Raw genomic sequence first — 14,287 nt, forward strand, 5'->3', positions numbered from 1 at the left:
GCTTTGAATTGCCGTTACCTGCCGTTTGGGTCCCGAAACAAGTTCGGGAGGACGGCTACGAATAGAATAACATCTACTCAAACTTCACCCTTACAAATCTTGGGCGGTACAAATAAGGGTGCTTGGTAAGATCCTTTATAAATTCAACCGAATTGATGTTGTAGCTAATTATAAGTTCGCCGGGTTTAGACAGGCTTGGGTGGGCTTTACCGTTATATACTACAAAGGTTTTCTCTTCCAGATCGGGTTTAGTGTTCCATACTTTAATTGGCGGGCCAAATGGGCCTACTGGGCTTGCCGCCAGGCGCATGTATACATCACTGCTCATCCCCCAGCCCTGGTGTACCAGTACGTAGCGCCCATCGGGCAGGGCAGAAAAGCTTAGCTCGTTAGATACGCCGTCGATGAGCGTAGCTGCTTTGTCGATATCGCTTACCCAAGCTTTGCCGTCCCAATAGGTCCATTTTGCAAAGTTTTCAAAATCTTCAGGCTTTACGCGAGCCACGCTCATTTTTTTGTATACCCCGCGCACGCCGTAAGTGTAAATATAGCCATCGGGCTTGGGCGCGCCGGCGGCTTTGGTATTTACGTAGATACCGGTTCCGTACGAACCTATATCATCGCCCTCGCCCTGCAGATAGAAAGGCGAATCGGTTTGTTTCAGATCTTTATAAGGCGGTTTGCTTCCTGCGGGAATTTTGATGATGGTATTGCCAACTTCGCGGAAACCAAATGCAGCTTTGGCCACGTTGCGCACACGATACCCGAAGATGTAGGTTGCCTTATCGGCCTCGTTTACAAAACCATCGCCAAGCCAGTAGTAATCAGAGGTATCGGTTTTGGGTGTTTTGGGAATGAACACAGACTCCGCTTCGCCCTTGGCATCGGTATCCCAGTAAAATTTCATCTTATCGGGCTGCGGCCTATTACCATCTAATATAGCTACCGAGTTATGTATCATTTTATAGCCGGGAGCCATGGTGTTGTCTTTTATCTCCCCTACCATGGTATCGCTAAAAATGAAAAGTATCTTATCGTTCGCTTTTGCCTGCTTACCCTCTACCCCATTTAGCGGAATGGAATAAATACCATCGCCACCGAACCAGCCCTTATCGCGTTTAAGCATGGCCGACCATTCGGGTGCTTCGGCTACCGTAAATTTTATATCGGTAAGGTTTACCGGGGTGGTTTGGGCAAGGGTGGTTTGCATGGTGCCGCAAGCAATAAGGCACAATAGCGCAAGCTTTTTCATTTTATAAGGGGAAAACAGGTTTTATCAATTAGTTTTTGTAGCCTTTTGGGGCAACAACCAGCGTTTGTAGCCAATGATGCCGAGGCCGGCCACACCGCCTAAAAACATCAACGCGCCTATCAGTTCTGCTTGTGTAAATGTAAGGCCTAAAAAGGTGTAATAAAAATTTATGCGGATATGTTCTATCAAAAACCTTTCGCCGCCGTTGAGGATAAGATAGATGGAAAACATTAGCCCCGGTATTTTTATTTTGTGGCGGAAGGCCCACATCAATCCGAACATCCCTATACATAAAACCAGCTCGTACAAGGGCGTTGGGTAAACGCCGTTGGCCAATTGGTTACAATAATTGCCGGTGCAGCCGGGTATAGGTACACCCGCGCCAAGCGAATTATGCGGGTATTTAAAGCTCCATGCCCAATCGGGCAACCAAGTTAGCCAGCCGGGTTTTGCGTTTGGATTGATGATGCCCCAATCGCCATCGCCGGATAATTGGCAGCCGATACGCCCTATGCCATAGGCGAGCATCATGCCCGGCGAACCAATATCTGCCAGGTGAACCTGTTTCATTCCGTAGCGGTACCCGATGTACAGGTAAGTTAACGCACCAAATATCAACCCACCGTAATACGCAAAACCGTTCATCGAAAACAGCATGCCCCAGGGATTGTACAAAAATAGATCGATGCGTTCAACTGTATCGAATAGCTTTGCGCCTATAAACCCAAAAACGCCTACGCTGAATACAATAAGCCCCATTAACTGATATGGATGCCGCACTTCTTCCACTACTTTTGGTTCGGACAAGGTTTGTTTTTTGCGGTCGCGGTATACCCACAATGCAAAACCAATCCCGATGATAATGCCCAACCAAGGGTTACCTTGCGTGGAGAGGACATACTTCCGCGGGTCATGCTGAAGGGCGCTATAATTAAAAACCGCTCCAAACACCTTAAAACCCAACAAAAAGCCCAACAAAAAATTCACGGCAATATCCGCTATCGATGCAGGGGCGCCAACAAGCGCCTTCCGTTTAAAGGCTTGTATCTTACCATTGGCTTCGTAGCGTTTAAACTCCGAAGTAAACACCACGTATGCTAATGCAAACGACATGGCCATAAAGAAGCCCAGCGTTTGTATGGGGAACAAAAACCGAACATCAAAAAGGTAATAAACCAAATCGTTTATGGTAGGGAACATCGGGCCGTTAGTCTATTAGTTCAATGGTTCATTGGTGCAGGAATCGCTGAAATATCGAACACCGAATTTCGAATGATGAATTCCGAAGTTAAGAAAATAGAACTTCGATATTGGATATTCGAAATTCATCATTCGATATTAAAAACTTTCTGTTTAAAAACATAAAAGGCTAACACCTATTTCGGTGCTAACCTTTCTGCCTAAATTTCAATCAAATTTAAAATCCTAGTTGCACACCCAGGTTAACTACACGCTGGTTGATGTAGGCATCACCGGCGGTATTGGTGGTTATCTCAGGGTCTTGCTGGTACTTGTTATAGTTCGTCCAGGTGAATAAGTTGTATGCACTCATGTAAATACGCGCGTTGCTAATTTTGAACGGCAGCATTTTGGTTGGCAACTGGTAACCTATATCAACCGTTTTTAGGCGGATGTAGTGGGCATTAACCAGCCAAAAATCGCTGAAGTATGATGATGCACTGTTTACCGATAATGAGTTAGCACCTAAACGCGGGAAGTTTGCTGTTGAGGCTGTCTCCGGTGTCCAGCGTTCTTGGTGTACCGGTTGAAACTGGCTTTGGAACGGCTCGATACCGGTACCTACAACTGCAAAACTATAGTTGAACGACCCCTGGAACAATAAACTCACGCTAAAGCCTTTATAAACCGCTTGCAGCGAAAGGCCCAATGTAGTATTAGGCAGGTTAGGGCTACCAATAGCGCGTTTATCAAACACGTTGATGATACCGTCGCCGTTAAGGTCCTGGTATTTCAGGTCGCCTGGTTGTAATGGCAAACCATTATCAGGTATAGCAATTGGGTTGCCTGCGTTAGAGCCCTGGTGAGCCGCTTTGTAAGCATCAATAGCAGCAATATCTTCAGCCGAATAGAAGCCCAGCGAATGGTAGCCGAACTGCTGGCCAATAGGGTGGCCTGTAGCCGATAACCATGGATAGGCTGGCGTAGCTTCATCCTGGAACAATATTTTGTTTTTAGCATAAGAGAATACCAGGCCTGCATTGTATTGCACCTTGCCTGCATTACCATGGTAGCTAACCGAACCATCGAAACCCTGGTTGCGGGTACGGCCTAAGTTAACAGCAGGCAGGTCGACACCTAATATCAATGGTACGCTGCCCGGTTTTATCAATTGGCTGTAACGCTGATCGTAGAAGTAATCTACCGTAACCGAAACCGCATCCCTGAACAAGTTCATGTCTAAACCAATATCCAGTTTTTTGGCGCGCTCCCAAACTACAGTACCGTTGCTTAAAGCGCCTTCGGTAATGCCTGTATACGGTTGCGGCGTTTGGCCGAACGGATATTGCGCACCCTGGGTGTAAACCTGATTGTAAACATAACGGTTACCCGGTGCAGCATCCGAACCAACCATACCATAGCTACCCCTCAGCTTGAACAGGCTGAACATTGGCAGCGCATCTTTAAAGAAATCTTCTTTAACCAGGTTGTAACCCACGCTGACAGCCGGGAAAGTGCCGTAACGATGGTTGGCGGCAAAACGGTCGGTACCGTTGTAGGCGATGTTAAAGTCGATGAGGTACTTCTGTTTGTAATCGTAACTTAACTTACCCGATACACCCCTGAATTTCTGCGGCACGGCAACCAGTTCTGTCCCCAGCAGCGGGAAAGCATACAGTGTATTTGATGTTTGGTTGAACAAGGCCATTGCCGAGAAGTGGTGTGTGTTACTGAACGTACGGTCGTAATTTAAATATACCTGCAGGTTGTAGTTGTTAGTATTCATGTCGGTATTACCTGTGAGCCCGTATGTTTGGTAAACATAAGTGGCACCCGGGCGAAGCGAATATGAATCGGTTACGGGGTCGTAATGGTACGATGGAATACCTTCGTTAAAGATCTGCTTGGTGTATTGCTCCACGCTTGAGTAGGCTATACGGCCGGTAGCTGATAAACCATCGGTAATAAAATCAAGCTTTTGTGTAGCACCAAACAGGAAGTTGAAATCTGTCCTGCGCGAGCGTTGGTAACCGCCAGTTGCCAGCCTTGCATTAAGCGTTGGCAGGTGATCGGGGTTAAAGTTAGAGTAAGCATAGCTATACGTGCCGTTCGGGTTAAGGTACGGCGCAGTAAATGGCGTTTGCTTGGTAAAGTTGTAAATCTCCCCCACCGCGTTTTGGTTATACGGCTGGTTAAGGTCGGTGAAGCGGGTGGTAACGTCCAGCCTCAGGTCTAAAGTTTTGTTAACTTTAAGGTCCAGGTTAGAGCGGAAGTTGTACCTGCGGAAATAGTAGTTGGTATTCACCAGGGCCTGCGGGTCGTTAAAATCGCGTACCAAACCGGTTTGGTTTAGCGCACCACCCGATATGAAGTATTTTAAGTTGTTTGTACCGCCCGATATATCAAGGTTGGTATTGGCCTGGTAACTGTTCTTTTTAAATATTTTATCGTACCAGTTCACATCCGGGTGGCCGTATGGGTCGTCGCCGGTTCTGAAATGTTCCAGATCGGCTGCCGTAAATGTTGGTGGCTTAGGCTGCGGATCCGTTTTGGCATCGTTTATTTGTGCTTCGGTTATCAGTACGGCAGCATCATAGGCATTCAAGAATTTTGGTGTGCGGGTAGGCTCGGCGCTGCCGCCTTCAACACGCAGATTGAATTTTGGCGCACCACCTTTACCGCGGCGTGTAGTTACCACCAATACACCGTTGGCACCTTTAATACCATAAATGGCCGTAGTAGATGCATCTTTCAGGATAGAGATGCTTTCGATCTCGTTCACGTTTATCTGTTGTAACTGATCGTAGTTGTACTCTATATCGTCAACTATAATGAGGGGTTTGTTACCATCAGCATTCAGCGAGCTTACCCCACGGATAAAGAAATCTGAAGCATCCTTACCCGGCTGGCCCGATGCCTGCTGCGAAAAGAAACCCGGCAGCTTACCGGTAAGCGCATTCTGCACGTTGGCGGTTGGTACTGTGCGTATCTCAGCTGCTGATATAGAGCTTACTGCGCCGGTTGTAGTGATACGTTTACGCGTACCGTAGGCCACTACCGATACCTCATCGATACTGTTGGTGCTTGTTTGCAGGATAAGGTCGAGCGGTTTTGTGCCGTCCACTTTTATCTCGCGGGTAACGTAGCCCACAAAGCGCACAATTACTGTGCGGCTTTGCCCGCGCAGCGTAAGTGTAAAGCGGCCGTTAACATCGGATGTTGTACCGTTAGTGGGCAAGCCCTTTTCTACTACCGATACCCCCGGTAATACGCCCGTAAGGTCGCGCACTTTGCCCGTAATGGCTATGTTTTGAGCATACAAAGCCGCCGGCAGCAAGGTTAATATAATTTGAAAGAAAAGTATTATTTTTCTCATAACTGCTTAATTAAAATAGGTTTAATATATTCCTTCCAGGTATTACCATCCGGGGTTTTGTTTCATATTCGGGTTCTTCTGCACCTCATCATAAGGTATAGGGTACAGGTACATCTTCGGCGCATCAAACTTGGTAGTGAGCACGTTGATTGGGTTATAGTTGAGTATAACGCCTACTTTCACAATGCTTAGCCCTGTTCTGGGCTGGTTCATTACCGTTTCGGCAATTTTCCAGCGGCGTATATCAAAGTAGCGGCTCTCCTCAAAAGGAAACTCCAAGCGGCGCTCCAGGCGAATGGCGTTACGCATTTCGTCCTGTGTCATTCCTGCCTTAAGGCCATATAAACTGCCATTTCCTGCGGCTATACCGGCGCGTTTGCGTATGCTGGTAAGCGCGTTGTAAACTTCAGCTGTTGGGCCTGCAGATTCGTTCAGCGCTTCGGCATAGCCTAAAACAACGTCGGCATAGCGGAAGATGATCCAATCGGTACTGTGCGAGCTGTAGCTATTGGTAGATTCGAAATTGCCCATGAACTTGCGCAGGTAGTAGCTGGTTTTAGTTTGCTGCAGCGAACCATTAGGCTTGCTTTGGCCACCTTCGTAAGTTTGGATAGATGCGTTTAGCCATTGTGCGCCGTTGTAAATTACGTTGTATGAAAGCCTCGGGTCGCGGCCGGTGTAAGGGTTGTTTTCGTTGTAGCCCGATGTTGGGTCGGTTATTGCAAGCCCGTTGGCCATTGGGAAAGCGTTAACCAAATCCTGCGTTGGGCTGGTTTGGCCTTTACCTGTTGCACCTGTAAAACCTACGGGCCCATTGGCGGTTTCAACACCTGTACCATCACCTCCCTGGCGGAAAAATATGATCTCGGGGTTGTATTGCGTCAGGAAAATATCTTTATAGTTATCCAGCAACGAGTAGCTCAGTTGGCCGGTAGGCGCCCTCAGTTCCATTACGTCTTTGAAGGCAGCAGCAGCGGCAGCCCAGCGGTTCTGGTCGGCACCGGTATAGCCGGTTAGCGGGTTACTACCATCAATATTACCGCCATTGAAAAGCGGGCTGGCAGCATAAAGCAGCACTTTTGCCTTCAACGTCATGGCTGCACCCTTGGTAGCGCGGTGGCTGTCGGCTTCTTTACTAAACGGATTTGCAGGATCTACCGGCGGGAACGGGTAATCGGGCAAGGTATCTCGTATAGCATCGCATTCGCTCACAATGTATTTTACACAATCATCGAAGCTGTTGCGCGGTAACGATACATCATCGCCAATGGTAAACACTTTGTTGCCCAACAATGGCACACCACCGTAACGTTTAATGAGTTCGAAATAAAAGTACGCCCTCAGGAAGCGAGCCTCGGCCTTCCACACATATTTTACCGAAAACGTTTTGTATTTGGCAAGCACCGGCACCACATCAATATTGTTAATAAACTCGTTGGTTTGGCGTATACCGCTGTAGTAAGTGCCCCACAAATTCTCATCGGCAGGGAGGGTGTATGAGTTGTATGAAGCGGTAGACAAGATAGTAGCTACGTTGCTTGGGCCTGATGCTGAAGAAATTGCATCATCTGCAGCAACATCCAGGTAATCGCCTCCTACCCTGCCATGGCCATTTTTCACAATAGAATAGGCGCCATAAAGGTACTTTTGAGCGTTAACGCCTGCCGAATCTCTGCTATCGAAGATCTTATCGATACCCACCTTATCCACCGGGAACTGTTCGTACTTTTTGCAGCCGGCAATTGCCAATGCCAGTACCAGTGCCGATATAATATTTTTATAATTTTTCATGATCGTAATATTTATGATGGCAAAAAACTAAAGCTTAACCGTAAAGCCGGCGTTAATAACTCGCTGTATAGGGTAAGCACCGTTGCTCACTTCCGGATCGATACCTTTGTAGCCGTAGAAGGTTACCAGGTTTTCGCCGTTAGCAAACAGGCGTATGCCCGATAGCCTTAATCTCTTCACTATGCCGAATGGCAGGTCGTAACTTATCTGCGCATTTTTTAGCCTGATGTAATCGCCCGAGCGTACGTATAGGGAACTGTTTGCCGTGTTGTTGGCATTACCCGTAGTTAAGCGTGGCAAAGTTGCTGTTGCAGCGGTTTCGGGTGTCCAGCGGCCGGTAATGTTATCATAACCCTGGCCTGCGTAGGTTAGCCCTAAGAAGCCTATACCTGCAAAACCGTTTATCATAGAGTTATTGAACATGAACTGCCTGTTCTCGATACCCTGAACGATCATGCTAAAGCCAAAACCTTTGTAATTGAAACCCAATGATGCACCATAGAATATCTGTGCTTTGCTGTTACCGATATTGGTGATATCGAACTGGTTTATAACGCCATCGCCATTAAGGTCTGCGTATTTCACGTCGCCTGCCTGTGCAGTGTAACCGGTTGTGGTTGCGCTGCTTGCTGCTTCCTGGGCAGTGTTAAAAAAGCCCAGCGCCTTGTAACCATAAATGGCTGTAGTAGGCTGGCCTGTTCTGCGTAACCAAGGGTACGGGGTTGGCGTTTCGTCGCTATACACGTTCTTCGACTGTTGGATAGAGATATTACCCGACAGGAAGTAATTGAAGTTATTGATATTGTTTTTGTAGGTTAAGCTAAACTCTTGGCCGGTATTCAATACTACGCCTATGTTTTCGTACGAATACGGGATACCCAACAGCAATATGCTGCGGCCACGTATCTGCAACAGGTCTTTGTAGCGGTCGTGGTAGTAATCGGCAGTAATGCTCAGGTGATCATCAAACAACGATATATCGGCACCTATGTCAATCTTGTCTGCTTTTTCCCAACTGATGAAGGGGTTGGCCAAACCGTTGGCAAATACTGCCTGCACGTTACCGCGGCTGGTACCTGTAGCATATTGGTAGCCTATCGGCGAACTGTAGGTTTGTATAAAGTTATAGTAACCATAGTTATCAACGTTACCATTACCGGTGCGGCCATAAGTAGCACGCCATTTCCATGACGATATAAAGCTCAGGTTATCTTTAATAAAGCTCTCTTTGCCCATTTGCCAGCCCAAGCCTGCAGCGTAAAACATACCAAACTGCCTTCCCGGCGCATACCTGCTGTAGCCGCTGCGGTTTACTGCACCCTCTACAAAGTATTTGCCATCGTAAGCATAACCTGCTTTAAATGCCTGGTTAGTTGTAGTGGCCGTTAAGTCGTAGTTAAGGTTCATGGCGCGGGTGTCATACATCAGCTTACCGGTAAAATTGTGTTTACCAAAACTGCGGTCGTAATTCAGCGCGAACTGTCCATAAAAATAACGTGCGGTTGATACGTTGTTATAACCGTTCACTTGTGCGGCAGGTGAGCCAACGCCGGCATAGGTATCATCGGCCTTTATCAGAAAGGTATTGTTGGTTAACGAGCGGTTTACCAGGCCTTGCGATGATAACGATACGTTACCCATAGCTTTACCTGAAAGCCCTTTGGTAACATTGCTGAGATCGTAATTCAGGTCAAGATTGGCCAATACATCATTGCTTGTACTGCGCTGATAACCTGAGTACTGAGCCTGGGACAGCAGGTTATTGTTGTAGGTAGTGGTACCTGCAAAAGAACCATCGGGGTTACGAATAGGGTAAGCATTGTTGGGTGTGCTGTACAGCGTCCCCAGGATGCTTGGGTAACCCGGGCCCGGTTGGGTAAGCGATTGTATACGCCCAAACATTTGCAAGTCTACCGTGAATTTTTTGCTTACGTTAACCGTAACATCGGTATTGATGATGTAACGGTTAAGGTTGTTGTTGGTGTTGTAAGGCACATCTGATGCAGTTTTAAACATCCCGTCCTGGTTAAGGTAGCTTAACGATACACTGTAACGGGCAATCTCGCTACCGCCAATTACATTCAGTTTGTAGCTGCTCATGGGCGAGTTTTTGCGTAGCAGCGTGTTATACCAGTTCACATCGGGGTGGCGAATTGGGTCGCTGCCATCGCGGTAGGCCGCAAAATCGGCCGCGCTGTAAATAGGCAGCTTATTATCGTTCTGTAAAGCCTCGTTATACAGGTAAGCATACTGGTAGGCCGGCAAAGGTGTTGGCAGGCCCAGCGGTGTTTGCGAAGCAGTTTGGGCTGTGAACGAAATTTTTGGCGTGCCTGCCTGCGGGCGTTTGGTAGTAACCAATATTACACCACGCGAGCTGTTGATACCTAAAAGGATGTTAGATAAACCATCTTTTAACACCGAAACCGATTCGATACTTTCCGGATCGAGCGATGATATCTCGCGTTGCACACCATCAATAATGGTGATAGGCGCTTGCCCGCGCAGGGCCAGGAAAAACTCGGTATTATCGTTAGATTGGTAGTTATTGTGCTGTACTACGTTACCAATAAAATCGGCCTGGGTTTGCCCTGCTGTTTGTGGTATGGCAAAACCACCGCGCTGCTGGGTATACAAACCCGGCAACTGGCCCGGAAGCGCATAAGTATAAAGCGTAGCCGGAGTACTGGTAAGCTGGTTAGTATAAATAGTAGACATGGCCCCCAGGAATTTAGAGGCATCGGCACGGCCATAAAGCACATCCACAGTATTGGGAGTTTTGATGTAGCTATCTATCAGACGTACTGCCACATCGGTACCTTTAAAAGTAACTTCGCGGGTGTTATAATTGCGCGCCTTAACTATTAATGTGGTGCCTGCTGTAGCATTCAGTTCAAAGCGGCCATTTCTGTCGGTAAGGGCAGTATCAGCTTTGCCTTTAACGGCAATTTTTGCGCCCCGCAGCGGGTTGCCGTACTCATCAAGCACAAGGCCGCCGGCCATACCCGGGCGGGTACTACCCTTTGCGGTGGTATCCTGCTGCATGGCAAACCCGGTGTGGGCCAGCGCCAGCATCATTACAACCAAGGCCGTAAAATATTTTTTTAAGTAGCAATTAGCCATCGTATAAAGTTTAAATTGTTGGCAAAAAATCAAAATATTGGTTCGGAGCGGGCACACTATGGTCTTTGATAGGTGCCTGCTTTGTATGTTGTTAGCTGTTTATCCGCACTTAAAGGTGTATACAAACGGTGCCGACGTATTACCGTAGCCCACTTTTTTGGTACCGGCTTTATCGGTAACAAAGTACTCCATCTTCTCTATCGTTTGCGCATCGGTAACACCGAAGAACGATTTTGGCCACACGGTTATTTGGTACCTTCTGCTGGTAGCTGTAGTTTGCTTCATTAAGGTTTTAGCCGTTTGCTCGCATACGGTAATGGTTTTGCCATCGTTGGTGTAGGCGGTTGCACACAGGTATACTTCTGATGCATTATCAAGGTCGGTAGAAGCTACCGTGCCATCAAAGGTTAAGGTAACCAAGTCGTTATCTAACGATTTTGGTGGGTCTATAACCGTAAGCTGCGGGTTACAAAAATCCACTATATCGCCTGTACCACCTGTAACAGAGAAACAATCGGTGGTTTTTTGGCTGTAATAGGTACCGTTGCCATCGCTTGTGAATCCGTTGCCGCTATCGGTTATTACGTAGCTAAGCTTCACCAGGGTGTTGTTGCCATCTGCCCCAACTTTCATTCTTATTTTAAGCGTACCGTCGAAAGTATTGCCATTATGTGAATAAGCCTTATCGGTTTGAAAAGGCACCCACTCCATATCGTCGATAAGGTTGCCTGCGTTACCAAAGGTTTTTTTCATGTAAGCCGGCCAGGTAAGGCCACCACCGTTTTTGGGCAGGGTGGTTTCTGGTATCAACGTCATTACGCCGTTTCCATCGGGGCTGGTGTAGGTAACTGTAGTGTTTTGCCCGGCCTTCCAGCCTTTTGGCACCAATACGCCCAATATTAAATAATCGGGGCCGCCGTTGCCCGCGGTGGGTATGGTTATTTTAACGTCGATGGGTACTATTTGGTTAATAGTAGCTGTAGCGGGTTGGTCAACACTTACAATTTGTTCGCCGCAGCAAGCTATAACTATGCCCAGTACAAGGCATGCCAGGCCCCTCCACAAATGCTTCCCTTTTATATGTAAATTTCTTCTCATAATTTTTCTTTATTGGTTAGGCCCGGTTAATTAGTTTTTTGCAATACGTACACGTATGAGTTATTTGTGCAGCCGGGGCTAAAAGTTAAGCTCAACTGCCTTTTGCCATTTACAATTGGATAGGTAAACGCGGTTGATACAGGTGTTTTGCCGGATGCCGTAAAGGTGATTTTGTACGGGTATTCCGGGTCGTCAAGCGCAAAGGCACCATCCTGCTCTACCAGGAAAGGCATTTTGTTCTCCAGCGTGTAGCCGCCATCTTTAAAGTTGATCTTGAATGCGCTAAAATCAATTATCGATGTAAGTTCGGTACCGTTGCGTGTAGCTTTTATTACCTGCCAGCTGCCCGAAATATCTTTCAGCGCTTCTTTTTGCGGCAGCACCTTTTCGGTTTTGCACGCCGTGCCCAGCATGGCCACCATTAATGCCAGTACCAGTGCCTTTATTTGATATATTTTTTTCATGTGTTTATTGGTATCAGGTTAATAACCGGGGTTTTGTATTACTTCGGGCGATTTGGCCACCTCGCTTTGTGGTATAGGCCACAAGTACATAGCCGTACGGAAATTGCGCTTACGCACCGGGAATTGTGTATAGGTTACGTTAGCGCCATTGCGGTTAACTTCCATACCCATGGTTTGTATATTATCGGTTTGTTCGGCAATTTTCCAGCGGCGCACATCCCAAAAGCGGTGTTCCTCAAAGGCCAGTTCTATGCGTCGTTCGTTTTGTATCACCTCCCGCATTTGTACCTGGCTAAGCCCTGCAGGAAGTTGGTAAGGGTTGAGTCCTGCGCGCTGGCGTACGGCCTCTACAGCAGTATACACCAGGCCTGATGGGCCATTGTATTCGTTAGAGGCTTCGGCATAGTTTAATAATACCTCAGCATAGCGCATTAGCGGCAATACACGCTCTGTTGGGTGCGTAAAATCATTTGCAACCGCATTTGGCGAAAGCATTTTGTTGGTATAGTAACCTGTTACGGTGCCCCTATGCACGGCATCCTGCCCGGTAGCTACGCCATTAAATATGCCCTGGTAAATGTTTACAGGCGAAAATCCGGAAGCAAGCCTGTTTTGCATAGGCGTTTGATCGCGCACTACCGTATAATCTAAACGCGGATCGCGGTTGGCGTATGGATTTTGCGGATCGTAACCCGATGTTGGGTCGGTTATAGCTTTGCCATTCCTCATCGGGAACGCATCAACTAAACCCTGCAGCGGGAAAGCACCATTTTTACCGGTACGCGATGGCGGCTGAAATAACGACTCGAGGTCGGCATTGCTGCTTGGCCTCATCAGCTGGAATATATATTCTGTATTATACCTTTTTGTAAAAACGAACTGGAAACCATAACCCGGCGCAGTGGCATTATCGGTATATAATTGATAAGCCCCTAAACCAATAACAGCTTCAGCAGCATCGGCTGCAGCCTTCCAACGCTCTTTATTGTAACCACTATAACCCAGTAACAAATCGTTTTTGGTACCGGTAAGCGACTGGCCGTTGAACAACGGGCTTGCTGCATATAACAGCACACGCGCCTTAAGCGCCAGGCACGAGCCCCGCGACGCACGGCCATAATTTACGCCAACCTGTGCATTGGGCAACTCCTGCCCTGCAGCATCGCACTCTGCCACAATGTAATTCACGCATTCCTCATAAGTATTACGCACGGCGGGTATGGCATCGGTATAATTGTAAATACTATCGCCTACCAAATGCACACCGCCATAATGTTTTAACAATATGGCGTAATACCAGGCGCGCAGAAAACGCGCTTCGGCCTTCATCAGGTTTTTGTTGAAGGCGTTTATAGGCGTTTTTGGCAAATTTTTAAGTAATTGGTTTACCGAACGAATGTTTACGTAACAGGTTTTGTAAGCATCGTTAGTGGCTACGGCAGCGTTTATAGCGCCCGATGCCCATGCTACAGCGGTTGAACCGCCGGTATTGAAAGGCTCAGCTTCGTCAGATGAAGCATCGAGCCCGCCATTAGGTGTTTGATTGAGCGCATTAGGCCCGTACGTAAACCGGCTTGCCGAAGCGCTAAAGCCCACATTGGCATATATGCCCGCCAGGAAGCCCACGGTGTTGGCGCTATCTTTAAATACGGTTTCCTCGGTTAGGTTTGATGTGGTGGTTTGCCCCAAAAAGCCATCCTTTTTACAGGATGCCAGCACCAGTAGGGCCACAAAAAAGGAGTAAGTAACCTTCTGAAAGTAAAGTTTTCTCATACTATATGGTTTATTATAACAAAGCCGCTAAGCTTCAGTACTTTATATTGGTTTGCTTGAAAAATCGTTTTAGCAAAGCGGACAAATTTTAACGCTCATTAGCGCCCGGTTTAATGCCCGTATAATTGGTTTATAATTTTGGTTTAAAATTACTATGCTAATATAGTTTAGAAAAACGATTTAGCAAAGTTTTTTATAACTTTTTTATTACTTTATAATTTTTTAAGAATTTGC

8 protein-coding genes are annotated in these 14,287 nt (G+C 47.1%); all 8 read right to left on the minus strand.

Features of this window, described 5'->3' with window-relative positions:
• Positions 1 to 73: 73 nt before the first annotated feature.
• The 8 genes from BC343_RS28560 to BC343_RS28595 all read right to left on the minus strand — a co-directional run bounded on the left by BC343_RS28560 (position 74) and on the right by BC343_RS28595 (position 14,053).
• Positions 74 to 1,252 (minus strand): DUF4185 domain-containing protein, encoded by a 1,179-nt coding sequence (locus BC343_RS28560; RefSeq protein ID WP_078351226.1) that lies wholly within the window; start codon positions 1,250 to 1,252, stop codon positions 74 to 76.
• Between the two features lie 24 nt (positions 1,253 to 1,276).
• Complete coding sequence (locus BC343_RS28565) at positions 1,277 to 2,452, minus strand: prolipoprotein diacylglyceryl transferase (RefSeq protein ID WP_078351227.1); 1,176 nt, start codon at positions 2,450 to 2,452, stop codon at positions 1,277 to 1,279.
• A gap of 217 nt (positions 2,453 to 2,669) precedes the next feature.
• On the minus strand, positions 2,670 to 5,807 hold the full coding sequence (locus BC343_RS28570) for a SusC/RagA family TonB-linked outer membrane protein (RefSeq protein ID WP_078351228.1): 3,138 nt from the start codon (positions 5,805 to 5,807) through the stop codon (positions 2,670 to 2,672).
• Positions 5,808 to 5,849: 42 nt separating this feature from the next.
• Positions 5,850 to 7,598 (minus strand): RagB/SusD family nutrient uptake outer membrane protein, encoded by a 1,749-nt coding sequence (locus tag BC343_RS28575; RefSeq protein ID WP_078351229.1) that lies wholly within the window; start codon positions 7,596 to 7,598, stop codon positions 5,850 to 5,852.
• A 27-nt stretch (positions 7,599 to 7,625) separates the two neighbouring features.
• On the minus strand, positions 7,626 to 10,718 hold the full coding sequence (locus tag BC343_RS28580; protein ID WP_078351230.1) for a SusC/RagA family TonB-linked outer membrane protein: 3,093 nt from the start codon (positions 10,716 to 10,718) through the stop codon (positions 7,626 to 7,628).
• Between the two features lie 99 nt (positions 10,719 to 10,817).
• A complete protein-coding gene (locus tag BC343_RS28585) occupies positions 10,818 to 11,816 on the minus strand; it encodes a DUF4961 domain-containing protein (RefSeq protein ID WP_078351231.1) in 999 nt (332 codons plus the stop codon).
• Positions 11,817 to 11,842: 26 nt separating this feature from the next.
• Positions 11,843 to 12,280, minus strand: coding sequence for a DUF5004 domain-containing protein (locus BC343_RS28590; protein ID WP_238381893.1), 438 nt, complete (start codon positions 12,278 to 12,280; stop codon positions 11,843 to 11,845).
• 18 nt (positions 12,281 to 12,298) lie between these two features.
• Complete coding sequence (locus tag BC343_RS28595) at positions 12,299 to 14,053, minus strand: RagB/SusD family nutrient uptake outer membrane protein (RefSeq protein WP_078351232.1); 1,755 nt, start codon at positions 14,051 to 14,053, stop codon at positions 12,299 to 12,301.
• Positions 14,054 to 14,287: the final 234 nt, after the last annotated feature.

This window comes from Mucilaginibacter pedocola (genome assembly GCF_002013915.1).
Taxonomy (GTDB): Bacteria; Bacteroidota; Bacteroidia; order Sphingobacteriales; family Sphingobacteriaceae; genus Mucilaginibacter; species Mucilaginibacter pedocola.